The organism is Photobacterium sp. MCCC 1A19761, assembly GCF_037389125.1.
Taxonomy (GTDB): Bacteria; Pseudomonadota; Gammaproteobacteria; order Enterobacterales; family Vibrionaceae; genus Photobacterium.
Genome location: NZ_JAZGTF010000019.1, coordinates 118,479 through 145,468, shown reverse-complemented (window position 1 = coordinate 145,468; position 26,990 = coordinate 118,479). Strand labels below are relative to the sequence as shown.

Below are 26,990 nucleotides of genomic sequence, written 5' to 3'. Positions count from 1 at the left end.
GTTGCATAAAACGAAGTTGAGAGACCACTTCGTTAAGAGATAATTGCGTTGAAAGACAACCTCGTGAGAGACAAGACGATGTCAGGGAGAGAAGCATGAGTCAGAACAAAACCGTTTTTCTAACCGGGGCGACCGGCAATATCGGCAGTGCCGTGGCCGAAGCGCTGCTGAACCATGGATACCGGGTCCTTGCCTTGTGCCGTTCTTCGGCCAGTGCGCAGCAGGCGGCCGCCGCTGGGTGTTTGCCGGTGAACGGCAACATGGCGGAACCGGAAATCTGGTCGGCGTATCTTGAACAGGTTGATGCCGTGATCCACACCGCCTGCGGCTTTGAGGAAAGCATGGCAGCCGAAGATCGCTGCTTTGTGCAGGCCATAGCCTCACATGCCAAAATGCGGAAAACTCCTTTAATCGCGCTCTATACCAACGGATGCTGGACTTACGGCAACCATGAGCAAGTGATCACCGAACAAGCTGAGCGCCGGTCGATTGAGGCGTTTCAATGGATGAATGACAACGGGACATGGCTGGCAGCGCAGCCGAATGTCGATCTGCGGATTGTCACTCCGGCCAATGTGATTCGCGCCGAAGAGCAATATGTTCCGCCCATTATGCTGATGGAGCTGGAACGCAACGGGCAGCCGACGGTCCCTACGTCGCTGTCACTGACCTGGTCGCTGGTGGAGCGGCAAAATCTGGCTGAATTGTATCGGCTGGTGCTGGAAAAAGGTGCGCCAGGGGAAGAATATATCGGCGTCGGCGATCCGGCGGTGAGTGTGGAAACCCTGGCTCAATCGCTCGCGGCAGGACCCATTTTGACCCATGCCGATGAACAGTGGCGTGCGATTTATGGGGACTGGACCGAGGGATATGGATTAAAGCAGGTTTTTTCCAGCCAAAAGGCAGAAGCGACACTGGGCTGGATACCCAAACGGATTTATACCGACCGGGAGGCGTTCGCATGATCACGCCAATCATCATTCTCCTGCTGCTGACCGGCCCGATGCTGATTGCCGGGTTGCTGGGGCGGAGACAACCTCAGGGACAGCACCCGGTTCAGCCGTCGGCTCAGAGCCTTGCCTTGGTCCGGCAACAGCAGGCCTTTTGGGGGTTAAGCCTGGCTTTTATCTTTTTTGCCATCGGTCACGGGGTGGAAACACAAGGCATGGTTGCGATGCTGCCCCCCTGGTTGCCGATGCGACTTGAACTGGTGTATGCCACGGGACTCCTGGAGCTGGTCATCGCGGCCGGGTTATTGATCCCGAGATTTCGGATCCGGACAGCGCAACTGGCGATTGGGGTGTTTGTGATCTTTTTCCCTGCCAACATCTATGCGGCAATGCATCAGGTCGGATTAGGCGGCCATCAGTGGGGGCCCGTCTACTTACTGATCCGCGCGCCCCTGCAGTGTATTTTGATTGCCTGGGCTTATTATTTCTGCCTGAAGCCGATTCCGGTACGAGAAAAGAGAAAACATTCATATTAATGTGGGCTTGTCTGATTTCCCCTTTGTACTGGCGCGATCCGCTATCTTCTCCCCATCAACAGGAGGGAAATAAATGCTCAGGCTGGTGCCGCACGGGCCCGGAATAGCCATTTCGCAATTACGTAGTGTATTTTGCGGCGATTACAGGTATCCTTCGGGCTTGATTATCGCTGGCTGCTGATATTTAGGCACTGATACTGCATTACGCCTGGGCCAGTTGGAGGGGAAAGAATGACGGCATTAAGTGAATCTGCATTAAAAGTGCGTAACGCACTGGAAGCGCGCGGGCTTGAAACACCGATGACCGACCGGGTGGTCAGCCGCGAAGAAAAGAAAGAGCAAATTGAATACCATATGCGTGAAATCCTCGGGCTACTGTCGCTGGATTTGACCGATGACAGCTTGATGGAAACGCCGCATCGAATTGCAAAAATGTATGTGGATGAAATCTTCTCCGGTCTGGATTACGCAAACTTTCCGAAGATCACCGTCATTGAAAACAAGATGAACTGTGATGAAATGGTTCGTGTTAAAGATATCACCCTCACCAGTACTTGTGAGCATCACCTGGTGACGATCGACGGTAAAGCAACCGTAGCGTATATCCCACGCGGCAAAATTATCGGCTTGTCCAAAATTAACCGGATTGTCCGCTTCTTCGCGCAGCGCCCGCAGGTGCAGGAGCGCATGACGCAGCAGATCCTGGTGGCTCTGCAAACGTTGCTGGAAAGCGACGATGTTGCCGTCACGATGGACGCGACACATTACTGCGTGAAAGCGCGTGGGGTGATGGATGCGACCAGCACAACGACGACAACAGCCCTAGGCGGTATTTTCAAGCGCAACCCGGCAACCCGTGCGGAGTTTCTGAACGGATTGCGTTAATAGAATTTTTTGTAATTTGAAAGGCCGGCTGATATATCAGCCGGCCTTTTTTATTTTCTGACGCGATAATTCATCCGGCCAGTGAATACCGATGGGTAAACCAAATCAACGACCCGTGTTTAGTAAAAAAGTATGAAATAATTTCTGGGTTGACGAAGAGGTATATATTTTCGGTTATTTGAAAACAGGGGTTTAAAAGTATTTTTGGTATTTATTTGTCATATTGTTACTTTGTTGACTAAATATTAAATATCGCTTGGTTAATGAAGGATATTTAATCAGGCGATATGAAAATAATAGCCATCATGGATTGAGAGCATTAATAGTCTTCTTCCTTAATAAGGATTGTTAATAATGTTCGAAGTTAGCCGTACCTTGTATGTCGCGTTGAAATTCGGAGTCATTTCTTCTATTTCAGCAGCCGTTGCACTCTCTTCCGGCACCGTGCAGGCTGAAGCACGGTTAGGCCTGGAGCCGCTGGCAAGCTATCAGCCGGTCAGTCAGCGAAGTTTATGCCCGCATCGCTCAGAGAAGGTCTGCTTCCCCGGCTTATTGGAGCAGGTGTATGCAGCCAATAATTATTATCCGATTTGGATTAATCAGACGTTGCGCGATGAGTTATTTCTGCAATTAAAGTCCCTGGCTTATGCCGAGTTAGTTCCCGGGTTAACGTTGCGGATCACTGAGCTGGAGAAGCTGAAACACGAGCGGGATCAACGTGCTTTCGATATTCTGGCCACGGATACTTTTTTAGTCTATAAATCCGCAATTCAACAAGTCGAGGCAAAGCCCAGCCGGTTATTTGTTCACCAGAGTTTTCCTTTTATGGCTCAACCGGTTGAAGCATCCACGTTGTCTCAACTGTCACTGAAATTGGCCGATGAGCTGTATCAGCTGCGTCCTCAGGTCAAGCAGCTGGCAAGCGCTGTCGCGCTGGCCGAAAAGTTCCATGCTCTCCCGCCTCATGAACTGGCATTCTCACGCCGGGGATTCATTAAGGAACATCAGGTGATCCCGAATGGGCATCAGCTGTTGGATGTCTTGTTGCAGTATGGGGATATCAGCCAGCTTGATTATAAGTTGCTGGAGGAGCAGGACACGATCACCAACAGTGGTGAGATGCATCATGCGATTCAGGCCTTTCAGCGCCGCAATGGGTTGGTCGATGATGGGATCATCGGCCCGTCGACCGCACACCAGCTGACGCTGCCCTACACGGAGGTGGCACGGGTGATTGCGCTGAATCTGCAACGCAGCCGCTTTGGTTCGCAAAGTACAGATCGGCCGCGTATTGAGGTCAATATCCCTGATTATATGCTGCGGGTCACCCGAGATGACCAGTTACTGTTCGAGTCGAAAGTAATTGTCGGGCGCAGTAGTCGGCCCACGTATCTTTTTTCTTCCTCGCTCAACACCATGGTGGTGAATCCGTACTGGAATGTGCCGACGACGATTAAGCAGGAAGACGTGATCCCGAGCGTGAAAGTCTCGCCGAGTTATCTGACCGAGCGGAATATACGGATTGTCCGGAGCTGGCGTGATCGTAGTGAAATTGCGCCGGAACAAATTGAATGGAGTACGGTAGATCCGGACACTTTCCCGTATGAGTTTCAGCAGGGACCGGGACCGAGAAACGCCCTGGGCCGGGTGAAGTTCCTGATGCCTAATGACTATTCGGTCTTCCTGCACGACACCCCGGCGCGTGGTTTGTTCCAGAAGCAAAAACGCAGCTTCAGCTCGGGGTGTGTTCGGGTCGAAAAAGCCGATGAGCTGGCCGAATTTCTGCTCGATTACCAGGCGCGTCCGGGGATTCCGCCTTATCGGACGATGGTTCGTGACGAAGCGCAGGATACGATTAGCCTGGCAAAGCGGGTCGATGTGGACTTCACCTATGTGACGGCCTGGCTGGACGATCATCAGCAATTGCAAATGCGAGAAGATATCTACGGCTACGACCGGCCGGGTGTCAAACCAGTTGAGCCGCAATATATTACCCTGAAAGATTTCAGTTACTGAGTCATTGCAAGCCACCAATTGCCCGGTCCGGATCAAACTGGATCGGGTCTTTTTGCGTTTGGGGATGAATTTTTTGTGTCAGCGAGCGGGGATCATCAATTGTTCACAGGATGGATTTAAATTAGCAGCTCTAATTTGGTCTATACCAAGGTGAAGCATGCACAAAAATCATCAGGCATTCCAGCCGTACTGGTTTGCCCAGGCGATGAAAGCGGAATCGCCGACGACGGCAAAAGTCCTCACACACGATATTCAAACCGATGTCTGTATTGTCGGCGGGGGCTTTACCGGGCTCTGGACGGCAATCAATCTGAAGCAACAGCAACCGTCGCTGGATGTGGTGGTAATCGAAAAGGGGCTCTGCGGCAGCGGGGCATCGGGCAGGAACGGTGGTTGTATGCTGACCTGGTCGACCAAGTACCTGTCGATGAAAAAACTCTTCGGTGAGGAAGAAGCGGTCCGGTTGGTTAAGGCGTCTGAGCAGGCGGTTTATGAGATTGAATCCTTTTGTCACACGCATGGGATTGATGCCCAGCTCAGGCGTCACGGCGCGCTGTATACCGCCACTAATGCCGCGCAGGAAGGCAGTCTGGATCCGGTGTTGCAGGCGTTGGATGCACAGGAAATCAATAGCTGGCAGCAATGGGAAGCCGAGCAGGTGCAGCAGGCTGCGGGCTCAACGTTGCACCGGGAAGGGTTCTTTTCTCCGGCTGCCGGCAGTGTGCAACCGGCGCTGCTGGCACGGGGCCTGAAGCGGGTGGCGGAACAATTGGGGGTGACTGTGTATGAGCATACCCCGATGGAAGATATCAATACCGATGCGCCGATTACCATTACGACACCGCAGGCTGATATTTTTGCCGGAAAGGTGGTATTGGCGCTCAACGCCTGGATGGTGGAGAAGTTTCCCGAATTTCGCCGCAGTATCGTGCTGGTGTCTTCCGATATGGCGATCACCAAGCCGATCCCGGACAAGCTGGCGCAGCTCGGCCTGGCTGATGGCAAGGCGGTCGTGGATTCGCGGATTTTCGTCCATTACTACCGCACGACGCCGGATGGCCGCTTGATGCTGGGTAAGGGCGGGAATCATTTCTCATTTGCCAACCGGGTGAGCCCGTTGTTTGATCAGCCGAGCCGTTATCAGTTGCTGTTGCGCCGGGCCTTTGCCGGGTTCTTTCCATCGTTGGCGGATGAGCCGTTTGCGACGACCTGGACCGGGGCTTCGGATCGTTCTGTGACCGGGTTGCCGTTCTTTGGTCATCTCAAGCAGAACGAGAATATCGTCTATGGTCTGGGCTACTCCGGCAACGGGGTGGCGCAGACCTGGATTGGCGGCCAGATCCTGGCGTCTCTGGTGCTGGAGCAGGACAACGCCTGGCGTCGCTGCGGGTTAGTCTCCGGACCGAAAGGCTATTTCCCGCCGGAGCCGGTGCGCTGGAGTGGGGCAATGCTGGTCCGAAATGCCATCCGTCGCAAAGAAGCCGCCGAGGATGCCGGTCTGAAGCCGAACTGGCTGGATCGGCAATTGGCAAAATTTGCCAATGCCGCCGGGAAGGCGGATAAAGGCTAATCACGCCCAGTTATTCGGCATTTCAGCACTGCGTTTTCGATTTGAAAAAACCGCCAATTGTTTAAGATTGGCGGTTTTTTGTTGTGGGCTCTGGGTTGCTGGGTTGCTGAGTTACTGATTAGCGGTGGGGCTAGGTCAGCGTGGCCAGCGATTCGATGCAGATCGCATCATGGCGCCAGTATTCGAGGTCGCAGTCAATCAGATTATTGTGCTGATCATAGTTCAGGCGCTCGACAAACATGGCCGGGCTGCCGGATGTGGCGCGCAACGCCTGAGCCGTATCTCCCAACAGGGAGGAGGTACTGACCCGGTAGCGGGTTTTCGAGTAAATCACGTTGTACTGCTCGCGATAGGTGGTGGTCAGCGAGTTGGTGACGTCATGATCCAGCAGGTTCGGAAAATACTGGGGCAGAACGAAGTTGGTCACCACGACAACCGGGCGCTCATCCAAAAAACGCAGGCGATCGATCCGGTACACTTCCGTCAGCGGCGGCAGTTGCAGCAGGGAGGCTGCCCGGCGGTTGGCCGGAACCCGTTTGGCCGAGAGGAGCTGGGAGCGCGCAACCCGGCCTTGCTCTCTCGCCATGGCCGGAAAGTTCGTGGTGTAGGTGGGATCGTATTTTAAAGGCTCCGGGGAGACAAACCAGCCGCGGCGATCTTCGCGATACAGCTTGCCTTCCGCTTCCAGCAAGGCCAAAGACTCCCGCAGGGTTACCCGCGTGGTATTAAAAGATTCGGCCAGTTTACGTTCGGCCGGCAGTTTATTGCCTGCAATCAGAAGTCCGGCATCAATCTGCTCGTTGATGGCTTCCATGATTTTTAAATATTGCACGATCTACCTTTCATTCATGTCATGCGCGGTGCGCTTGGGCATTATATCAACTTTCGGCCCGGGGCATACGGTATCGCCGCGGCGGTGCTGAAGATAACGTATCGCGTTTCAGTGATTTATTATAAAAATACCAAGCTGATTTTTGGGGCCGCACAAGCAGTTTCCCCTATCTTCAGCTTGGTATTTCTTGTTAAAGCAGCCTATCTGTTTTCTATGACCATTCAATGAACAGGGGCATTGAATGGGATTGTATGTCCCTGATTCGGGTCAGCGTTTTCGCCAGGCCTGGGTCGAGCGTTCAATCAGGCGTCCTGCACCCACATGGGCCAGTTTCACCCCGGCTGCGGTGAGCAGGATCATGACCGCCATTGCTGCCGCCGGGCCGGTTTGTCCGGCGTCGTCCATGTTCAGGACAGACACGGAAGCCGGCATGGTATCGGTGGCGTACAGGAACACGATGGCTGAGGTGGTGGTCATGGCGTTAACGAACAGGTACACCGCGATCTCCAGAATGGCCGGCGTACAGACCGGAACCGTCACTTTGAGAAACACTTTGTATTGCGGCATTTTGATCGAGGCTGAGATCGCCTCCACTTCCGCCGGCAACTGTTTCAGCGCGGTCAGGGCGGTCATATGGCCGACTGTGTAGTAGTGGATCACAGTGTTGATCACCAGAATCGTCATAGTGCCGTACAGCACCGACATCGGGTTGGCATGGTGGTTAAAGAAGAAAATATATCCCAACCCCAAGACCATGCCGGGAACGGCCATCGGCACAATCGCAATCATTTGCAGCAGGCTCCGGAGCGGGCCGAAGCTCCGGCCTTTTTCGATACAGTAAGCACCGATAAAAATCACTACGGTGCCGATCACGGCCACCAGGCTGGCCAGCTGAATCGAGTTGAAGTAAGGGGCCCAGCCGTAAGTGCTGAACTCGGCAAAGTTGTAGTTGTTCAGGCTCAGGGTCAGATTCCACGGCCAGAACGTGACCAGCGAGCCGTAAACCGCCATCCCGATCACCGCCAGAATAGCCACCGAGATCCCGGCACAGAATAGAAAACACAATCCATCCCGGATTTTGTGCGGGCTCGGGGTGTAGGCCACGGAGCGGGAATCAAACAGCCCTTGTTGTTTCTTCTGAACCCAGCGATCGGCAGCGAACGCCAGCAGGGCAGGGAGCAGCAGGATCACACTGGTGACTGCACCCATTGAGAAGTTCTGTTGTCCAACCACCTGTTTGAAAATGTCGGTTGCCAGCACATTGTATTGCCCGCCGATGACCTTCGGCACCCCGAAGTCACACACCACCAGGGTGAAGACCACGATCAGCGCACTGATCAGGCCGTATTTCGCCGCAGGCAGGGTGACGATGAAGAAGGTTTTCACCGGCGAGGTATTGAGTGCCCGGGCGGCTTCGTACAGGCGCGCATCGGAGGTTTTCAGCGAGGTGGTGAGGATCATTACCGCGTGCGGAAATGTCCAGAAAACTAAGCCCAGGGCAATCCCGATTGGGCCGTAGATGGAATAACCCATCAGCCAGTCTTTGGCGATCCCCTGATTGCCGAACAGGTAGATCAGACTGATTGCCGGTAATAGCGACGGGGCCAGAATCGGGGCTGCGCCGATGACGGTAAACAATCCTTTAAACGGCATACAGCTGCGGGTCAGGGCGAAGGCATAGCCGAACGCGAGCAGGCCGACAGCCAGGGTGACGATAAACCCAATCCCCAGCGTGTTTTGCAGCGATAACCACAGGGCGGGTGAAGTAAAATATTCGGCAAAATTGGCCAGTCCGACGAAATTTCCGTCGCGGTCGAGAACACTTTTTTGCAGCATGGCTCCGAGAGGCGCCAGCACGAAAAGCGCCAGGATGATCGCAACCCCGCCGAGTACGATCGCCAGGATAAGGTTGTCACGGCTAAAGGTGTTGCGGATCTGATGGAGCCGCGGCTTGCTGCGCGTCTGAGTATGGCTCATGGATGGCTCACGGGTCATTGGGGGTATTTTGGTTGTCGTCATGACTGCCCCGCCTGAAAGATGTGTGTGTGCTTTTTCGAGAGGTTCACCCGGTGGAAATGTCCGCGTTGCAGGGCCAGACGGCGAAGTTCGCGGATCGGCACATCGACCCGAAGTGTCGGCGCATGGTGCTCCCCCTGCAATTTACATTCGGCGCGAACAAAGGTGCCCTGAAATTCGAGATCCTCGATCATTACCGGAAAACTGGCCTCGCTGGACTCACCGATATCCGCAAAATGCAGATCTTCCGGGCGCAGGCCGAGCTCAAATGTCTCGCCGCGCTTGAGGTAGTCGGCCGGTTTTGGCAACAGGGTTTCACCAATGCGGATTTGGGTATTGCTGACGACGGAGCCGGTGATGAAGTTCATGTTCCCGACAAAGTCAGCGACAAAGCGCGATGCCGGTTGTTGGTAAATTTCTTCCGGAGTGCCGACCTGCTCGATACAACCATGGTTCATCACCACAATGCGGTCGGCCATCGCCAGGGCTTCTTCCTGATCGTGGGTCACCATGATGGTAGTGATCCCCAGCTGGCGCTGCAAGCGACGGATTTCTTCCCGCAGGTGGCCGCGTACTTTTGCATCCAATGCCGACAAAGGTTCATCAAGCAGTAACAATCCTGGGGATAATGAAAGGGCACGGGCCAGCGCGATACGTTGCTGCTGGCCACCGGAGAGCTGGTTGGGAAACTTCACCCCGGCATCCGGCAGTCCGATGAGGTTGAGCCAGTGGTTGACGGTATCATCCACTGCTTTGATGCTTTTGCCTTGGTTTCGCAGTCCCAGGCCGATATTTTCTGCAACCGTCAGGTTCGGAAACAGGGCGTAGGACTGAAAGACAATGCCGAAATCACGCTTTTCCGGTGGCAGAAAGGTGGTGTCCTGACCGTTTTGGGTGATGGTGCCGGAAGAAGCGAGATCCAAACCGGCGATGGCCCGGAGCAAGGTGGTTTTTCCGCATCCGGAAGGGCCGAGGAAACAGATGAACTCGCCTTGATGAATGTCGAGAGAAATGTCGGTCAGCGCAGTAAACTGACCGTACTGTTTGCTGAGATGTTCAATCTTCAGATAAGTCTTCATGTGTGTGCTCGATTATTTGGTATATACCAAACATACGCGCCGACAGTTACACTTCAATGACATCCGTTTGACGAAAAAAAGACAGATCCGGTGGTAAATTTCTGTCATCGGGTCAATACTTAACTCTAGCTGAATGAACTTTTTTTACTTGGCGTGAAAAAAGATTATTGAATAGAGAGCCGCGTTTTAATCCATTCAATTTGCTACTATCCACGTGAGCTTAATCTAATAAGGAATAAGTGATGGAAAGGAAAATGCTGATTCGAAATATTTCGTATATGGAACGTGAGTTGTCGGAAATGAAGAAGGAACTGGCGGTACTGGATGCGAGGTGGGAGCAGCAAGAGCAACCGGTGCTGCCCGAAAACGAAGAGGCGATTCTGCAAGAAAAACAGCACTAGCGAATTGCAGAAGACTGATCAATCTGAATCAAATTTGGGGTCTTTTTCTTTCAAAATTTACCCTGACATCCTCCCAGATTGAGATACAAAAAGAGTGATGGCGGCTCACCATCACTCTTTCTTGTTTTCTTGCGCTCATTTCACTCAGGTTCTGCTGACGCTTACGAGCGCGGCTCAGATTTGGCGTCAAACTTGGCAGACCAGGTTTTCAGCACGTCCTGACGACTGACCGCCATTTTCGAGAAATCCATTTTCACCATCGCACTTTCGACATCCGGATAGTTTTTCACCGGCTTGTTGACCGCTTTGTGGCCGACCACCGGGTAGAAGGCGTTGTACAAATGATTGGCTTCTTTCGACAGGGACCAGTCAACCAGGCGCTTCGCCGCATCCGATTGGGTGTTCACCAGACCGACCGCTTCAGATTCCCAGCCCACACCGCCTGTCGGCATGATGATATCAATCGGCGCGCCCTGGGTTTTCAGTTTCGCGCCACGGATCGCCATGGAAATACCAATCGCCACTTCACCCATGCCGGCCTGAACACAAGGCTTGGAGCCCGAGTGAGTATAGTGGGCAATATTCTTATCCAGTTTTTCCATGTAGTCCCAGGCCGCATCGTCACCCATGGACTGCATCCAGGCGGAAACCTGCATATAGCCGGTGCCGGAAGAGGCCGGGTTCGGCATTGCGATATGGCCTTTATAGACAGGTTTCAGCAGATCCTGCCAGCTTTCCGGTTTCGGCAGCCCCTGTGCTTTGGCAACCATTTCGTTAAAGCAGACCGCGTTGAAGAAGGCGTCGTTGCCGAACCAGGCTTTGTCTTGCTCCGGGTCAATCAGATTCGGGCGGATTTGATCCAGACCGGCTGGTGTATAAGGCTTCAGGATCCCTTCATCTTTCAGCAGAGCCATTGAAGAGCCAGCCAGGCCCCAGACCACATCGGCGCGCGGGTTGGCTTTTTCAGCCAACAGTTTGGCGGTCATGATCCCGGTTGAATCACGAACCCATTTGATTTTGATATCCGGATTGGCTTTTTCAAATCCATTTTTGAACTTGGCCAGCATGTCTGTTTCGTAGGCGGTGTAAACCGTCAGTTCCTCAGCGGCAAACGCCGAGGTCGCAGATAGGGCGGCAATCGCAGTCAGAGGCGCAATCATCCAATGGTGCTTCATTGTTCATTCTCCATGAGTATTTTGGTATGTACCAGATTAGTTCGACACGGAAGATGCTAGGGAGCAAATATGACAATTCAATGATTTCCAGATGTCAGTTTGCTAACAGTTATGTGAGTTGTTAATTGCAACATGTTCCTCAAATTTCGATCATTCACTGCTGTTTATGAAAGTTTTATTAAGTCTATGGTAGGGGGATTTACATCAATTCGCCTGGCTCGCTATAGTTTTCATCAAATTGGTATAGTCCAGAATGGGAATCAAGAGATGGAAACTGTAGAAAATCAATACTTGCTGCTAACCCCGGGTCCGTTATCAACCAGCCGTACCGTGCGCGAGGCGATGCTGAAAGACTGGTGTACCTGGGATGATGACTATAACAAGGGCATCGTTGAGGTGATTCGCCAACAATTGGTTGCCTTGGCGACAGCTCAGGATGGCTATACCTGCGTGCTGATGCAGGGCAGCGGTACCGCCTCGGTGGAAGCGACGATCGGCTCGGTGATCCCGGCCGATGGCAAATTGCTGGTGATCAACAATGGGGCCTACGGCGAGCGGATCGGACAGATTGCCCAATACCTGAATATTGCGCACCATATTGTTGAGCTGGGTGAAGTGGCGCAACCGGACATGCAGGCGCTGGAGAATATTCTGGCCGAAGACCCGGCCATTACCCACGTGGCCATGGTGCATTGCGAAACCACGACGGGCATGCTGAACCCGGTCGCACCGGTGTGTGAGTTGGTGAAAGCGCACGGCAAAGTGATGATCCTCGATGCGATGTCCAGCTTTGGCGGGATCCCGCTGGATGTTGGTGCGCTGGGGATCGACTTTCTGATCAGCTCCGCCAACAAATGCATCCAGGGCGTCCCGGGATTTGGTTTTGTCCTGGCCAAACAAGCGGAGCTGGAACAATGTCAGGACCGTGCCCGTTCGCTGACGCTGGATCTGTATGAACAGTGGCAGTGCATGGAAAAAAATCACGGAAAATGGCGCTTTACATCACCAACCCATACCGTGCGTGCTTTCTATCAGGCGTTGCAGGAACTGCTGGCGGAAGGGGGCGTGGAAGCCCGTTATGCGCGCTATCTCAGCAATCAGCAAATCCTGGTTGATGGGATGGAACGCCTGGGTTTCCGCTGTCTGCTGGATAAATCGCTTCACTCACCGATTATTACGTCGTTCTATTCACCGGCGCATCCGGACTATGACTTCAAAACCTTTTATCACCTGCTGAAAGAAAAGGGTTTCGTGATTTATCCGGGGAAAGTCTCCAATGCAGACTGCTTCCGCATCGGCAATATCGGCGAAGTCTACAACCAGGATATCCATCGCCTGATTGACGCCATTGGTACTGCCATGTACTGGCAACATGACGTTGAAAACAGCACCCCAGCCGGGACGCAGGAGCCTCAGGCATGAGTTTTTTGCCGATGAACGAGCCCGACCATTCGGGCTTGTCCGAGCAATCCCTGCGCAGCGAAGGGGATACCAATACCTCCCCGGCGCGCGCGGCCTGGAACCAGACCATTGCTGATGAAAACACCCGTGCCATGCTGGCTGAGGACAGCCGTTATTTTCTCCACCAAGCAATGTCGACCCCTTGTCTGGATGCGCTGGTGGGCGCGCAGGGGATCTATCTCGAAGATGCGGCGGGTAAGCGCTACATGGATTTTCATGGCAACAATGTGCATCAACTGGGCTATGGTCATCCGTATGTGATTGAACGGGTGCAGCAACAGTTGGCCACTTTGCCCTTTGCACCTCGGCGCTTTACCAATCAGACGGCGATCGACTGTGCCCGCCGATTAACGGAAATCGCCGGAGGTGAGTTGAACCGGGTGTTGTTTGCTCCGGGAGGAACCTCAGTGATCGGCATGGCGCTCAAGCTGGCGCGTTTTGTTACCGGCAATGCCAAGGTGGTGTCGCTGTGGGATTCGTTTCATGGCGCATCGATGGATGCGATTTCGGTTGGCGGCGAAGCCTGTTTCCGTGAGGGGATGGGGCCGTTGATGGCCGGGGTGGAGCGGATCCCACCGGCTGTCAGCTATCGCGGAGCCTTGCCCTCCCCGGACGGCAGCGATGTTCACTACGCCGACTACCTTGAGTATGTGATTGAAAAAGAAGGCGGGATCGGCGCGTTTATCGCCGAAGGTATTCGCAATACCGATGTTCAGGTGCCTAGCCGGGCTTATTGGCAGCGGGTACGGGAGATTTGCGATCGGCACAAGGTGTTGCTGATCATGGATGATATTCCCAACGGCATGGGACGCACCGGCCATTGGTTTACCCACCAGGCGTTCGGTATTGAGCCCGATATTCTGTGTATCGGTAAAGGCCTGGGCGGCGGAATCGTTCCGTTGGCTGCGCTGCTGACCAAAGATCGATACAACACCGCTTCACAGGTTTCCCTCGGACATTACACCCACGAGAAAAGCCCGGTTTGTTGCGCTGCCGCGCTGGCGACGATTGAGGTGATTGAGCAGGAATGCCTGCTCGATAAGGTCAAAACCGATGAGATGTATGTCCGCGAGCGGTTGATGCACATGCAAGAGAAATTCTCCCTGATCGGTGATGTGCGTGGCATGGGTTTGCTTTGGGGCATTGAGTTGGTCACCGATCGGGACACAAAAGTACGTGCCTTCGCGGCTGCCGAGCAGGTGATGTATCGCTGTCTGGCGCTGGGGCTGAGCTTTAAGGTGTCACAGGGTAACGTCTTGCAGCTAAGTCCTCCCCTGATTATCAGTCGCGACGCCCTTGCCCGGGCGTTGGATATCGTCGAGCAGGTAATTGGCGAAGTCGACGCTGCCGGCAATTAATTCGATTCACAATAACGATTCATCAGGTGTGCCTGGAGACGCAGGACATCTTTACCAAGAATGAGGAAACATCAGGATGCAACATTTACAAGCGGTTATGTTTGACTGGGCGGGCACTGTGGTTGATTTCGGCTCGTTTGCCCCGACCACTATTTTTGTTGAAGCATTCAAGCGCGAATATGACTTTGCGATCAGCCTGGCAGAAGCCCGGGTTCCGATGGGACTGGGCAAGTGGGATCACATCAAAGCCGTGGGTGAGCTGCCGGAAGTGGCGGCGCGCTGGGAAGCCAGGTTTGGCCGCCCGATGCAACACGAAGATATTGACAAAATTTATCAGACCTTCATGCCACTGCAGGTGAAGAAAGTCGGCGAGCATGCGGATTTGATCCCAGGTGCCAAAGCTGTGATTGATGGCTTACGTGAGCAAGGGCTGAAAATCGGCTCATGTACCGGTTATCCGCGTGTGGTGCTCGATGCGTTGCTCCCGGCGGCCAAAGCCAATGGCTATAGCCCGGATTGCGCGGTTGCAACCGATGATCTGAAAGCAGGCGGCCGCCCGGCGCCTTATATGTTGTTGCAAAACATGCTGGAACTTGCGGTCAGTGACGTCAAAGCCTGCGTGAAAGTCGATGACTCGGTGCCGGGGATCACGGAAGGGCTGAATGCCGGGATGTGGACGGTTGCTTTGCTGTTGTCCGGTAACGAAGCGGGCCTGACCCAGGCTGAGTTTGAAGTGGCGGATGAAGCGACGCTGGCGGCTGCCCGGGTGAAGGCACAAGATGCCTTTGCTCACTCAGGTGCCCATTACCAGATTGATACCATTGCGGATCTGCCATCAGTCATTGCCGATATTGAGCAACGTCTGGCAAACGGTGAGCGCCCGTAAAAGACCTGTGATTTCATCTCAATACTGAGCATTCGTGTCTAAACTCAAAAAGCCTTTGCATGATGATGGTGCAAAGGCTTTTTTGTTTTCTGGCCGGGACGGATGAAGTTGGTGCATCTGCGCGGGGCTGCACCTGTTTGGTGCGCTGCGGGGGCTGGATTTCGATATGAAGCCTGACAGGACAGGCATCGGTCGAGCTGGCCCGATAATTGCCTAGGATAATTGCTTAGATTGACAGAAGCTAACATGACAGGCACTGGCACGATCTATGCCGGATACTGCGGGCTGTCAGGCCATGGTTGAAACACGGAACACTGATTAATGATACAGGGGATGTCTGATGAAAGATGAAACAATTACGGTCATTCTGGCGGGCGGAGAAGGGAAGCGTTTGTCACCGCTGACGGATAACCGGGCAAAACCGGCAGTTCCGTTCGGCGGCAAATATCGCATTATCGATTTCACCCTGACCAACTGTCTGCACTCCGGGTTACGGCAAATTCTGGTTCTGACTCAGTATAAGTCCCACTCGTTGCAGAAGCATTTGCGCGATGGTTGGTCGGTCTTTAATCCGGAACTGGGGGAATACATCACCGCTGTTCCGCCGCAGATGCGCACCGGGGCGAGTTGGTATCAGGGCACGGCCGATGCGATTTATCAGAACCTGTATTTGTTGTCGCGCAGCAGCGCGAAGTATGTGGTGGTGCTCTCCGGCGATCATATTTACCGAATGGACTATGCGCCGATGCTCAAGCACCACAAAGAGACGCAGGCCGGCCTGACGGTGGCGTGTATGGAAGTTCCCTGTGAAGATGCTGGTGCATTTGGCGTCATGGAAGTGAACACCCAGAATCAGGTGATTGCGTTTCAAGAAAAGCCGCAGAAGCCCGCTTCTATCCCCAGCAAACCGCAATCGAGTCTGGTCTCGATGGGCATTTATATCTTCTCGATGGAGACCCTGGTCGAGGTGCTGGAGCGGGATGCTGCTAATACGCAGTCCAGTCACGATTTTGGCAACGATATTATTCCCGGCTTGATCGACTCTGAACGTGTCTACGCCTATCAGTTTGGCGGCGTAGAGGGGCGGGTGAGCCAGGATGCGTACTGGCGTGATGTCGGGACCCTTGATGCGTTTTACCAGGCCAATATGGATTTGCTGGCGGTACAGCCGCCGTTAGATATTTATCAGCCAGAATGGCCGATACGGACTTATGAGCCACAGTTGCCGCCGGCCAGAACGGTGTCGTCCGCCACCGGCAATGAAGGGATCTTCATCAACTCGATGATTTCTGATGGCGTGGTCATCGCCGGAGGATCGGCGCAAAATTCAGTGCTGTTTCCGCGGGTCTCGGTAAAAAATGCTGCGGTGGTGATCAACAGTATTTTATTTGAAGGGGTCACGGTCGAAGAAGATGCCCATCTGGAAAATTGTATTGTCGATAAACATGTCACCATTCCCGCCGGGACCGTGATTGGAGTGAACAAGAAGCAGGATGCGGCGCGGTTTCAGATCTCAGAACAGGGCGTGGTCGTGATCCCGTCATCCTATCAATTTCCCGAAGCGGAGAAGACGAAGTAATGATGCCTGAGAGGTATCTTTGGCTGCGGGTTTGCTCGAAAAAGGTGATGAATTTCATCGGGTAAACGGGCGTGATACAGGTCTTGTTTTATACAAACTCTTTTGCGGATAGGGGGTGTTTGTGGTTTTATTCAGCGCAAACAGCGCCGAAAAAACATAAGTTAAATCAATATGAATGGGGTAAATCTTTTGTTTTTACGGTTTTGTTGATGTTAATCAATTGTGTGGTAAATATTTTGTGTTTGGTTTTCTTGGTCCAAAAGTAAGATCGACCGCAAATTTTCTAAAATTCATGATTCCTCAGCATCAAGTAAAACGTATAGTTGGGAAGTGTTCTTTAAGTATAAAGCAGACGGCAACCGACCAATCGAGATATTGAATCCTGTCAGTGTGTCGAGGTCATGTTTCTTTAGGGATGGTTATGGATACACCAATTGAAATCTCAAAAGACAGTGGCGTCGTGTTTAATTACACATCGTTTTTATCTGCCTCCTGTCAATACCGGTTGACATTTATTGATGCACTGAAAGCATTGATTCCATCATTGACGGTATCCTGGACCTCTGCGCTTCCCGAGGGGCTGTCAGAGTCAGAAAAACTTCAAGCGCAGGCACTGAAGGTGCTTTCCACTAGTACCAGCGATACCAATAATTTGATCCGCCTAATTCGCCTGGCTCGGCAGGAGCGGATTCAGGAATTGTTGATCACCCTGCCATACGCGCTCGACAGCGATCAGCTCGATTACATTGAAGAAAGAGCAGAATGCAAGATCATTCTGGCTTCAGAGAGTGGGGAATTGCTGCGCGCCATGCTCGTCGAGCAATAAGGCTTTGAGACTACGGATGTCGCGTCAAACCTGAAAACAAGCCAGCCGAATTGACGGCTGGCTTGTTTGCATCTACGCGTTGGGTATTCAAGTGCTTGGGTATCCATGAGCTTGGATATCCATGAGCTCAGGTATTATATGCCCTGATAGAGCAATAGCACGGCACACCCGGCTGCGATGGTGAGCACACCCGCAGCTGCTTTTTCTTTCCCGTTGAATAGCACCACGTTCTGTTCCCGCTTGGCTCGGATATAAAAATAGAGCCCTGGCAGATACAGTAGTGCTGAAAGTAAGAGATAGTTCAATCCGGAGGCATAGAGTAGCCAGGTGCCGTACAGGGTTGCGCCCAACCCGACCCAGAGCAGCGCTCCGCGCTCGCCTTGTTGGATCGCCAGCTTCAGGGTGTAGGCACCAACCAGGAAGTAAGGGACCAGGATCATCTCGGAAGCAATGACCAACAGCATGTCGTATGTACTTCCCGCGAAGACCACAAAAATGAGCGCGATCTGAACGCTGCAGTTGGTCAGCAGGAGTGATGTCACCGGGCTGCCGGCCTGGTTTTCACGACGAAATGCACGCGGGAACATGCGATCGCGTGCGGCCAGGTACGGCGCTTCAGACGCCAGAACGGTCCAACTCAGAAAAGCACCGCAGACCGAAATAATTAACCCGCAACCAATCAGCACAGCGCCCCAAGGGCCGAGAATTTCAGTTAGGACTCGTGCCATGGATGGGTTCTGGTATGTTGCGAGCGTCTGGGTGGAGATGACGCCCATGGAAAGCAGCGTGACCAGTACATAAATCGTCAGGGCGGTCAGCAATCCCAAAATGGTTGCCCGGCCGATATCTTTGCGATGTTTCGCATGGCTGGACACCACGACGGCGCCTTCGATCCCGATAAAGACCCAGACGGTGATCAGCATGGTGCCTTTGACCTGAGCCAGCAGATCATGCTCCGCACCAAATTGCAGTCCGGTGAAATCAAAGAGGAAAGTTTCCCAACGAAAGGCGATAAAGGAAAAAACAATGAAGAGGAACAGTGGGATGAGTTTGGCGATGGTGGTCAGAACATTGATCGCGGAAGCGGTTTGCACGCCTTTAAGCACCAGCGCATGGACCAGCCAGAGCAGGACGGAAGAGCCAATGACGGACAGCAACGTATTACCTTCACCAAACAGGATTTGATCGGGCTGATCGAAAAACATCCCCAGGGTACTGAAGACAATGACCAGGTAAGAAACGTTCGCCAGCATCGCACTGAGCCAGTAGCCCCAGGCGGAGCAGAACCCGACGAAATCACCGAAGCCGGCTTGGGCGTAGCCGAACACCCCGCTGGTAATGTCCGGTTTCAGTCGTGATAAGTATTGAAAGGCCAGCGCGAGAAAGATCATCCCGATCCCGGTGATCGTCCAGCCAATGATCACCGCAGCCGGGCTGGCAACGGTTGCCATATTCTGCGGAAGGCTGAAGACGCCAGCGCCAATCATTGAGCCGATGACAAGAGCGGTTAACGCCCCCAAGCCAAGTTTCTTTTCCATGTTGCAATAATCCGGTTGAAAAAACCATAAATCCAATCATGGGTTGTATTTTATATCGCTGCCATTGCATTAATAATTAAAATATCACTAAAAATGGCTCAATAAATAGTCAGAAAAACCAATTCCTTGAGTTCGATGCAAAACCACCAGCAGAATCGTTGGTGATTGGAATGTTTTTGTAAGCTAAGTGTATGCAAAATGGTTGAACAAGGTTAGTGAAGGGTGACTTTATTTTTAAATTCACGATTAATCACAAAGGCATAGCTCGATCCGGATTCCGCCGCGTGACGAATGTCTTCCCGCAGGAAGGTATTGATACTGCCGGTGGCGATCACCGCACTACAATTGCCGCTACTCAGCGCTTTTGCCATTAATGTCTCGTCCGAAATGCCTTTCTTGTTTTTGAGCAGCAGCACTTTATTGGTATCAATGCCGGCGCCTTTCAGCAGCTGCTTATCGATTAACGCTTCTTCCCCGATAAACATGATCCAGCGACTCTGCTGGCTGGCCTGCTTGAGCAATCGTAGAAAGTACGCTAACTGAGCCTGAGCTTCGTCTGAGAAACAGACTTCAATCGGGCAGTTCACCGGTTGAACAGATGACGGCGAGTGAGCGGCCGTTGCACAAGTCGATTTGTAAACCTGAGATGCAGTGACTGATTGCGAGTTATCGAAATACGTTGTCATCGTTTGTCATCCTTACCAGTGGTTATATGTACATGCTGTATGCCTATACAGTAGTTTTATTCAGGCAGGGATGCAAGCTTTTTTTGTGGCGATGCTTGCTACGGTTTGAGGTGTTCTTGTCGGCTTTAAAGGAGGTGAGTTTTGTTTTAAGTGAGTGATATTTATAAGTTTTTTGCGTTGTTTTGCTCGTATTTCTACTCAGGGGAAGCTCGGAATTTTGTGGTTCAAAGGCTGAAATTTTGAGTTAATTCACGTGAATGACAGCAGGTTTATACAGGTGTATACAGTACTGAGGCTATTTAGCAGGTGGCGTGTGGAAGGATGAAACGGCGTTCGAAGAGACCATGGTTGTGGCCGTGTGAGGTTGCGGCCGTGTGAGCCGAAAGAGGTCAATAGGCCGAACAAAGCAGCCAAAGCTGGCTGCTTTGTCCTGTGAGAGTGGAACTCAAGCAGCTTTCACCACCTGGTTTCTCCCGTTGCGCTTGGCTTGATAGAGGGCATTGTCTGCAATTTTCAGGGCATCTTTCGGTGATATGCTGTCAATTTGGCATTGGACCACACCCAGAGAAATGGTGATCGAGAATAGACCGATCATTTTATGCTGTGCCACATTTTGGCGTAAGCGCTCGGCAATCCGTTCTGCGATTTCTAAAGTTGCATTCGGCAGGAAGATGAGGAACTCTTCTCCGCCAGAGCGACAGAGCGCGTCATCCTTACGGGAGTTGTCACGCATTAATTGCGCCAGAGATTGAATGACCTGATCACCAACATCATGGCCATAGTGGTCATTGATTTGCTTAAAGTGATCGATATCTAAGGAAATGACGGCAAAGTCCTGCTGTACATCCTGATAGTAATCCAGGACTTTTTGCATTCCCCTGCGGTTATAGAGCCCGGTCATCGGGTCGGTATGGCTGTCTGCCTGAAGCCTGGAGATTTTTTCGTTGAGTAAGCCCACGCCTTTGAGAATGGCGCTTTTGAGCTGGGCTGATTCAAAATACCAGGCGCGGATGGATTGGATGCGATCCTGTGCCTGTTTTTGGTCCAGAACCCGGGCGTTATTCGCGAGTTCTTTCAGTGGCCGGGCAATCAGAAGCGCTGAGACCCAAATGAAGATTAAGGTGATGAGCGTTAAGGGCAAGGTTTTGACTGAGAAGACCTGAATTTGTTCCTCAAGTTTGGTCAGGGTGACGGCTTTGGGTCGTTGCGCCACCACGCCCCAGCCGGTGCGGGCGATGGGAGCATACCCGGCCAGCATGTCGATGCCACGAGAGTTGGTCATTTCAGCATGTCCGCTTTGCTGCTTGATGACGGCCTCAAGAAAACCATGGACGGTGACTTTTTCTCCAATTCGGTTGGGATCCTGGTGGTAGAGCAACACTCCGGTTGGGTCGATCACATACACATAGGTGCCGTCCTGGTAGTAATGCTGACCCAGTAAATTACCGAGGATGCCGTTTTCCTGCAGGTAAATGGTGCCGGCCACATAGCCCAGATAGTGGCCATCAGCGCTAAAAATAGGGTGGGAGATACTGATCAGATAGTTGCCGACAGGGGAGATAAAAGGATTGGATATCATCGGCTTTTGGGCGTGGAAAGCTTCGATGGCATCGGGCTTTGAGAGCTGTCTTCCTTTTAGGTTCAGAACACTTGGCGATGCAGCAACGATGGTGGCATCGGCATTCACCATAAACACGGAATCGAAGAGTGCATTTTGTTTGTGTAAGCGCGTTGCTTCTGTTTGCAGGTACGCTTCATCATCCATGTGTGCGGCGATCAGATCGGCAGTGTATTGAAGCTGGCTTTGGGCGACGGCAAAGAAGTTGTCGGTATCTTTCGCCAGCTTGGCGGAATAGGCCCGGTTGGCTTCCAGGGTATTGTTGATCAGTAAATCGCGTTGCACCTGGTAAGTCGCATAGAAACTGTTACCCAGCGTAACCAAGACGCTGAGCATGGCCAGTGAAAGGATCAGCAGACGAAGATTCAATCGTTTCAGAACGTGAAATGGCATTATTCTTTGGGCGCTCAAAGCAAGCTTCTCCAAGGGGCGTCAGGGTCAGTAGTTTTTGTTTTTATCACTGAGGGGCTCGGCCTCAGTCGCACTATTTCTCTGGCACATCATTAAGGGCAGGCGGCAAATGATAGTGTTAACAGGGCCTTAAGGCAAAGGATGTCTGTTGGGTTTGTGGTTGATGCAGGTTTGCTGACGAAAATCCGTCAATTTCATGACGGATTTTTGTGATGACACGAACAAATCAATATGAATTATAAGGGTTATGCTGTATCGGACTTGAACGGATATCTATCATTACTTGAATGATTGTTCAAGTATGTCTATATTGATGACGTGTTTTCAAGGACTGATGCGGCCTTTTCGGCCAGGAGAGAATATGTCAAACGAATATAAAGTACCCGAAGTGTGGACGATGGATTCAGAAAATGGGGGGGAGTGGGCCAGTATCAACCGACCTGATGCCGGTGCCCGATACGACCAGGCGCTTCCCGTTGGCTCGCACCCGCTGCAATTGTACTCCCTGGGGACCCCAAACGGGCAGAAAGTCACCATTATGCTTGAAGAACTCCTGGCGGATGGGGTGAGCGAGGCGGAATATGATGCCCACCTGATTCAGATTGGCGAGGGGGAACAATTCTCATCCGGATTTGTTGAGGTGAATCCGAACTCTAAGATCCCGGCGCTGGTGGACCGTTCAACAGATACGCCGGTGAATGTGTTTGAATCCGGAGCGATTCTGTTCTATCTGGCCGAAAAATTTGGTCGCTTGTTACCGAAAGAGCCGACGGCTCGGGCCCAGGTGATGAACTGGCTGTTCTGGCTTCAGGGCTCTGCGCCGTACCTGGGCGGTGGATTTGGTCACTTTTATGCTTATGCGCCGGAAAAGTTTGAATATCCGATCAACCGGTTTTCGATGGAAGCGAAACGGCAGTTGGATGTTCTCGACAAACAACTGGCGCGTCATGCGTTTATTGCCGGGGATGAGTACAGTATTGCAGATATTGCAGTGTGGCCATGGTACGGAAACCTGGTCCTTGGCAAATTGTACGATGCAGCGGTGTTTCTTGATGTCGAGCGTTACCAGCACGTCTTGCGCTGGGCGAAAGAGATTGCGCAGCGTCCTGCCGTGCAACGGGGAAGAATTGTTAATCGAACCTGGGGAGAAGACTGGGAGATTCTGGCTGAGCGTCATCATGCCGCCGACATTGACGAAGTGTTGAACAAACAACCTTAACCTCAACAGATTCCAGCCTTTCAGGCGCTGATGTGTTTTCAGGTTAATCCGCTGTTTTTGGATGGGCGCCAGCATTCGATGTAATGCGGCGCCCTTTAATTATTTGAGGTGCTGTTTACCGGGCGCTATCCACACAAACGCTCTGGTTATTTAGAGGGTGAGATCAGCACAATTGTGATCAGTTGCGTATTATTTGTCACAGTTCAACTGTAGTTTTCTAAAGTGGAATCGGACCGTGCTTCAGCCTGTGTTTGAGTATGGTCCGGTTGACTTTCAATTTTTACTCGCGAAGGGTTTCGTGTTTCAGCTTCAGCAGGGAAATGAATTATGGAGATTAAAGACATTACACTGGGGACGGTGTTGTGTATGCGCAAACGTCTGACGATTCCTGAAGTCGGGGCGGCGAGTGTGGCGTGTTGCCGGACAATTCAAGAGGCCGCAGAGCAATCCGGGTTGGATGTTGCGGGGCCCTGGCATTTTATTGCTCATGGATTGCCGCAAGACACACAGACCAAGTTCGAGATTGAATTTACGCTACCGGTTTCGGGAGAATGTCATGGTGTGCCAGGGGATGGGGTCGAGTTGAAGGAAAGTCGTTATTTTCGATGCGCCAGTACCCAATATTCTGGATCGCTGAGTCAGTTGTTTGAAGCGGGGTATCAGCCGCTGCTCCAGGCGATGGCTGATAACAATTGTGCGTTGACCGGAGAAAGTCGGGAAATCTATCATCAATGGCATGGCCCGGAGTCGGCGAAAAACGTGATTGAAATACAGTTTGGCATTCGCGAATAAGGTTCATGGTAAATCCAGGAGGAATTTATATGTCGGAACAGATGCTCAAATCATCGATCGCGACCGTGCAGTGTGGTGTTGCAAGAGCTGATGGCAAATTATGGGTCACCGAATCTGAGCTTCAGTTTGAACCGCATAATCAGGCGTTTGGTTTAGGTCCCTATCGAATTGAGCGAAAATCGATTGCCCACGTTGAAAAGTGCTTGGGTAAAGGGGGCGGTTTTATTCCCGTCACGACAGATGCAATTCGGATCACCTTATCAGACGGTCAAGTTTTTGAGTTTATCCTGGCCAACCCGGAGCAATGGCTTGCCGTTCTACGCCATTAAAGAACCGACTGTCCCTGAACCTTTTCCGTATGAGGCAAAAGGTGTCATATGAATTTTCCTTTTTGTAACCCATTGATGACGATTTCATTTTTCAAATGTTAATGTTTTTCATATAACTCATTGAAAAACGATACGAAATGATATTCAATCGGTTGATGTTGTGCTTCGTGCGCATCATTCATCGTTTGTGGGAGCGTTACCTAGGGGCGGTAGCATGGGAAATGACCGTGCCGGATGGATACATCATGGCCGAGCCGCTCCTCAACTTCACCAATTCAGCGTTGGACTAACCTTCAGCCTTCATGGCTCTTTTTTGATGTCTTTTGTTTCAGGGCATGTGAACTGACTTGGAGTCACTTGCCCTCAGCAAAGTTCAATTCAATGTAACAGGAACAAGCATGCCGAAAGCGAAAATTGCCTTGGAAATTGAAGGCGATACGTTTAACCCATTTCCGGAACCCTTAAAGACCCGGCTTGGCAGCGCCGAGTGTAAAAGCCTGGGAGATTCGTTCGGGCTGTCACAGTTTGGGGTCAACCTTGAAGTTTTACAGTCTGGTGCCCAGTCGGCATTGCGGCACTGGCATACCAAATCGGATGAGTTCTTATATGTGTTGTCCGGCTCCTTGGTGCTGGTGACCGATGAAGGCGAGCAGAGATTGCTGTCAGGGATGTGCGTCGGTTTTCCTGCAGGAGAGGGGAACGGGCATCACTTGATCAACCGAAGCTCGGAAATTGCTACCTTCATCGTGGTTGGCAGCCGGGTGAATGGCGATGAAGCCGTGTACCCGGATGATGATTTTAAGTGGGTCGTCACCGATGACGGGGAGTGGGTCGCATCGCGAAAAGATGGCACACCGTATAAGCGACCGCCGCGCAGCTGAAATCCGGCGCTTGGGATGAATTATTAGATAGATGTTTTAGTTTACATTTAGGGACATATGATGAACTTACGGCTGATGGTCTTGCTTGTGTTTTGCTTTCTGGGGGCGCTTTCCGCGAATGCGGCGGAGGCTGACTATCACGTCGGATTTCGCAAAGTGATGGTTGAATCCAAGGACACCGGCGAGCAATTCCCGATGTCGGTGGTGTACCCGACGCAGACGCCTGAAACCCAGGTTCAATTTGGGCCGTTTGCCATGGCGCTCGCGATTGGCAGCGAGATATCATCCGGCCAATTTCCGCTGATTCTCATTTCTCACGGCTCAGGTGGTAGTAATTTGGCGCATCGGAGTATCGCTTTTGCGCTGGCCCGTAAAGGATTTGTGGTCGGCATGCCGCTCCACCCGGGAAACAACTTTGAGAATAATCAGGCCGAGGGGACGACGCGCAACTGGCAGAACCGGCCGAAGCATCTTCGCGCGGCCATTGATGCGTTAGTGACGCACCCGCAGCTGTCCAAGCGTCTGGATGTCGGGAGTATTGCGGTGATAGGGCACTCTATGGGCGGCTATGCAGCGTTAGCGGCTGCCGGTGCTGTCGCGGATACCGGGCAGATCATCGAGCAATGTACATCACAGACGGACATGAAAGACCCGTTTTGCCTGAGTGTTCAGGGCAACCAGCTCGCGGCGGTACGGATTGAAACTCCCAAAGACCCGCGCATCAAAGCGGCGGTGCTGATGGCGCCGGTCGGGCTGGCTTTTCGTGCCGCAGATGCTTTCGCGAAAGTTGATATTCCGACGCTGCTCATCCGGGCCGAAAAAGATGAAGAGTTAACGGAACCCTATCACTCAGCGGTGATTGCGGCAGGCTATACAGGGAAGACAGACAATAACGGCAAAGCGAAGCTCACTGAGGTGACGATTCAAGATGCTGGCCATTACGCATTTATTACGCCATATCCGGAATCCATCAAAGCTGAACTCGGCGTGGTTGCTGAAGACCTGGCGGGGTTTGACCGGAGCGCGTTTCATCAAGAGTTGAGTGCCATGATTGTGGCATATCTGACACAGACGCTGAAAAACACCGACTGAATCCACCACCGAACAGACAGGGAGGTAATAAGCTTGGACGCATTAATTGCTCAGTACACCGGCGCGGACGAAGACGCCCGCTTGGTTCGTCAGTACATTACACGCATGGAGTTTGACACCACGATGCATGCTTTGGCCCCGTATCTTACGGCGGGAGCAAGCGTGTGCGAGTTGGGAGCTGCGACTGGTCGGTATGCGCTGACATTTGCGCAGATGGGGTGTGATGTGACGGCGGTAGAGCTGGCTCCGGAGCAAGTTGAGATGTTGCAGGCCAAGGCTGAAGCTCAGGGGGTGTCGCTTAAATCATTTGTGGGCAATGCCTGCCATGTGCCGATGATCCCGGATGCGTCGCAGGATCTTTGTGTGATCCTGGGGCCGCTCTATCATCTGCAATCACAAGCCGAAAGGGCGCAGGTGATTGAAGAGGCCAAACGGATCCTTAAGCCGGATGGCGTCGTGGCGATTGCTTATATTTCGAGATTCTTTGTCGCCGGACTGTTTGCGCAACGGTTTCCTGAGTTGATTTGCCCGGAGGTACTGAGTCAATTGCTGGAGAACGGCCTCGTGACCGATCCGAAGGCGGATTCTTTTTTCCGGGTCGGATATTTCGCGACACCACAGGAAATGGAGCAGTTGCTCACATCCAACGGATTTCAGCTCTCGAGTCATCTTGCGACAGATGGCATTGGTCGCTACATCGCCGCCGGTGTGAATCAGTTTACGCCCGCGCAATATGATACCTGGCTAGCCCATCATTTAAACACTTGTACAGAGCCTGCATTGCTCGGTGCCAGTAATCACGGCTTAGTGATTGCGACGTTTGCCGGGGATGCGGTGAGCAGCGAACATTGATT

At 52.4% G+C, this 26,990-nt stretch carries 25 protein-coding genes; 18 read left to right on the top strand and 7 right to left on the bottom strand.

The window, feature by feature from the left end; translation table 11 throughout:
- Nucleotides 1–95 precede the first annotated feature (95 nt).
- From VV869_RS17160 to VV869_RS17140, 5 genes are all read left to right on the top strand, one after another.
- Complete coding sequence (locus VV869_RS17160) at nucleotides 96–965, top strand: NAD-dependent epimerase/dehydratase family protein (protein WP_337736141.1); 870 nt, start codon at nucleotides 96–98, stop codon at nucleotides 963–965.
- On the top strand, nucleotides 962–1,486 hold the full coding sequence (locus VV869_RS17155; RefSeq protein WP_337736140.1) for a DoxX family protein: 525 nt from the start codon (nucleotides 962–964) through the stop codon (nucleotides 1,484–1,486). Before VV869_RS17160 ends, VV869_RS17155 begins: the two co-directional genes overlap by 4 nt.
- Nucleotides 1,487–1,717: 231 nt before the next feature.
- Nucleotides 1,718–2,371 (top strand): GTP cyclohydrolase I FolE, encoded by a 654-nt coding sequence (folE, locus tag VV869_RS17150; RefSeq protein ID WP_261600067.1) that lies wholly within the window; start codon nucleotides 1,718–1,720, stop codon nucleotides 2,369–2,371.
- 354 nt (nucleotides 2,372–2,725) lie between these two features.
- Entirely contained in the window at nucleotides 2,726–4,387 is a 1,662-nt protein-coding gene (locus VV869_RS17145; RefSeq protein ID WP_337736139.1) for a L,D-transpeptidase family protein, read from the top strand.
- A 157-nt stretch (nucleotides 4,388–4,544) separates the two neighbouring features.
- Entirely contained in the window at nucleotides 4,545–5,957 is a 1,413-nt protein-coding gene (locus VV869_RS17140; protein WP_337736138.1) for an FAD-dependent oxidoreductase, read from the top strand.
- A 130-nt stretch (nucleotides 5,958–6,087) separates the two neighbouring features.
- Here VV869_RS17140 and phnR read toward each other — a convergent pair whose 3' ends face one another.
- A complete protein-coding gene (gene phnR, locus VV869_RS17135) occupies nucleotides 6,088–6,789 on the bottom strand; it encodes a phosphonate utilization transcriptional regulator PhnR (protein ID WP_337736137.1) in 702 nt (233 codons plus the stop codon).
- On the opposite strand from phnR, the gene VV869_RS17130 reads away from it, so the two are divergent.
- A complete protein-coding gene (locus tag VV869_RS17130; RefSeq protein WP_337736136.1) occupies nucleotides 6,784–7,017 on the top strand; it encodes a hypothetical protein in 234 nt (77 codons plus the stop codon). The genes phnR and VV869_RS17130 overlap by 6 nt on opposite strands.
- Nucleotides 7,018–7,056: 39 nt before the next feature.
- On the opposite strand, the gene VV869_RS17125 is transcribed toward VV869_RS17130, so the two are convergent.
- Both VV869_RS17125 and VV869_RS17120 read right to left on the bottom strand, forming a co-directional pair.
- Nucleotides 7,057–8,766 carry a putative 2-aminoethylphosphonate ABC transporter permease subunit gene (locus tag VV869_RS17125; protein ID WP_337736163.1) on the bottom strand — a complete coding sequence of 570 codons (1,710 nt, stop codon included), beginning with the start codon at nucleotides 8,764–8,766 and terminating at the stop codon, nucleotides 7,057–7,059.
- Nucleotides 8,767–8,804: 38 nt separating this feature from the next.
- Nucleotides 8,805–9,884, bottom strand: coding sequence for a putative 2-aminoethylphosphonate ABC transporter ATP-binding protein (locus tag VV869_RS17120; RefSeq protein WP_337736135.1), 1,080 nt, complete (start codon nucleotides 9,882–9,884; stop codon nucleotides 8,805–8,807).
- 242 nt (nucleotides 9,885–10,126) lie between these two features.
- Between VV869_RS17120 and VV869_RS17115 the strand changes: the two genes are divergently transcribed.
- Nucleotides 10,127–10,285, top strand: a complete 159-nt coding sequence (locus VV869_RS17115; RefSeq protein WP_337736134.1) for a hypothetical protein — start codon at nucleotides 10,127–10,129, stop codon at nucleotides 10,283–10,285.
- A 161-nt stretch (nucleotides 10,286–10,446) separates the two neighbouring features.
- Here the strand turns inward: VV869_RS17115 and VV869_RS17110 are convergent, their stop codons facing one another.
- Entirely contained in the window at nucleotides 10,447–11,460 is a 1,014-nt protein-coding gene (locus tag VV869_RS17110; RefSeq protein ID WP_337736133.1) for a putative 2-aminoethylphosphonate ABC transporter substrate-binding protein, read from the bottom strand.
- Between the two features lie 267 nt (nucleotides 11,461–11,727).
- On the opposite strand from VV869_RS17110, the gene phnW reads away from it, so the two are divergent.
- From phnW to VV869_RS17085, 5 genes are all read left to right on the top strand, one after another.
- Nucleotides 11,728–12,882: a 2-aminoethylphosphonate--pyruvate transaminase gene (gene phnW, locus VV869_RS17105; protein ID WP_337736132.1), complete on the top strand. Its 1,155-nt coding sequence runs from the start codon at nucleotides 11,728–11,730 to the stop codon at nucleotides 12,880–12,882.
- Nucleotides 12,879–14,279, top strand: coding sequence for an aspartate aminotransferase family protein (locus VV869_RS17100; protein WP_337736131.1), 1,401 nt, complete (start codon nucleotides 12,879–12,881; stop codon nucleotides 14,277–14,279). The genes phnW and VV869_RS17100 overlap by 4 nt, the downstream gene beginning before the upstream one ends.
- Nucleotides 14,280–14,355: 76 nt before the next feature.
- A complete protein-coding gene (gene phnX / locus VV869_RS17095) occupies nucleotides 14,356–15,165 on the top strand; it encodes a phosphonoacetaldehyde hydrolase (RefSeq protein ID WP_337736130.1) in 810 nt (269 codons plus the stop codon).
- Between the two features lie 340 nt (nucleotides 15,166–15,505).
- Complete coding sequence (gene glgC, locus VV869_RS17090) at nucleotides 15,506–16,744, top strand: glucose-1-phosphate adenylyltransferase (protein ID WP_337736129.1); 1,239 nt, start codon at nucleotides 15,506–15,508, stop codon at nucleotides 16,742–16,744.
- 421 nt (nucleotides 16,745–17,165) lie between these two features.
- On the top strand, nucleotides 17,166–17,570 hold the full coding sequence (locus tag VV869_RS17085) for a hypothetical protein (RefSeq protein WP_337736128.1): 405 nt from the start codon (nucleotides 17,166–17,168) through the stop codon (nucleotides 17,568–17,570).
- A 134-nt stretch (nucleotides 17,571–17,704) separates the two neighbouring features.
- Here VV869_RS17085 and VV869_RS17080 read toward each other — a convergent pair whose 3' ends face one another.
- From VV869_RS17080 to VV869_RS17070, 3 genes are all read right to left on the bottom strand, one after another.
- Nucleotides 17,705–19,108 carry a basic amino acid/polyamine antiporter gene (locus VV869_RS17080; protein ID WP_337736127.1) on the bottom strand — a complete coding sequence of 468 codons (1,404 nt, stop codon included), beginning with the start codon at nucleotides 19,106–19,108 and terminating at the stop codon, nucleotides 17,705–17,707.
- 212 nt (nucleotides 19,109–19,320) lie between these two features.
- Complete coding sequence (locus tag VV869_RS17075) at nucleotides 19,321–19,794, bottom strand: cell division inhibitor SulA (RefSeq protein ID WP_337736126.1); 474 nt, start codon at nucleotides 19,792–19,794, stop codon at nucleotides 19,321–19,323.
- A 445-nt stretch (nucleotides 19,795–20,239) separates the two neighbouring features.
- Nucleotides 20,240–21,805: a sensor domain-containing diguanylate cyclase gene (locus VV869_RS17070; protein ID WP_337736125.1), complete on the bottom strand. Its 1,566-nt coding sequence runs from the start codon at nucleotides 21,803–21,805 to the stop codon at nucleotides 20,240–20,242.
- Between the two features lie 379 nt (nucleotides 21,806–22,184).
- Between VV869_RS17070 and yghU the strand changes: the two genes are divergently transcribed.
- From yghU to VV869_RS17040, 6 genes are all read left to right on the top strand, one after another.
- Nucleotides 22,185–23,042, top strand: coding sequence for a glutathione-dependent disulfide-bond oxidoreductase (gene yghU / locus VV869_RS17065; RefSeq protein WP_337736124.1), 858 nt, complete (start codon nucleotides 22,185–22,187; stop codon nucleotides 23,040–23,042).
- 327 nt (nucleotides 23,043–23,369) lie between these two features.
- The gene (locus VV869_RS17060) at nucleotides 23,370–23,834 is read left to right on the top strand and encodes a hypothetical protein (RefSeq protein ID WP_337736123.1); all 465 of its coding nucleotides are present in this window, start codon (nucleotides 23,370–23,372) and stop codon (nucleotides 23,832–23,834) included.
- Between the two features lie 29 nt (nucleotides 23,835–23,863).
- Nucleotides 23,864–24,163, top strand: a complete 300-nt coding sequence (locus tag VV869_RS17055; protein ID WP_337736122.1) for a hypothetical protein — start codon at nucleotides 23,864–23,866, stop codon at nucleotides 24,161–24,163.
- Between the two features lie 398 nt (nucleotides 24,164–24,561).
- The gene (locus VV869_RS17050) at nucleotides 24,562–25,044 is read left to right on the top strand and encodes a cupin domain-containing protein (protein WP_337736121.1); all 483 of its coding nucleotides are present in this window, start codon (nucleotides 24,562–24,564) and stop codon (nucleotides 25,042–25,044) included.
- A gap of 57 nt (nucleotides 25,045–25,101) precedes the next feature.
- Nucleotides 25,102–26,136 (top strand): alpha/beta hydrolase family protein, encoded by a 1,035-nt coding sequence (locus tag VV869_RS17045; RefSeq protein WP_337736120.1) that lies wholly within the window; start codon nucleotides 25,102–25,104, stop codon nucleotides 26,134–26,136.
- Nucleotides 26,137–26,169: 33 nt separating this feature from the next.
- Nucleotides 26,170–26,988 (top strand): class I SAM-dependent methyltransferase, encoded by an 819-nt coding sequence (locus tag VV869_RS17040; protein WP_337736119.1) that lies wholly within the window; start codon nucleotides 26,170–26,172, stop codon nucleotides 26,986–26,988.
- Nucleotides 26,989–26,990: the final 2 nt, after the last annotated feature.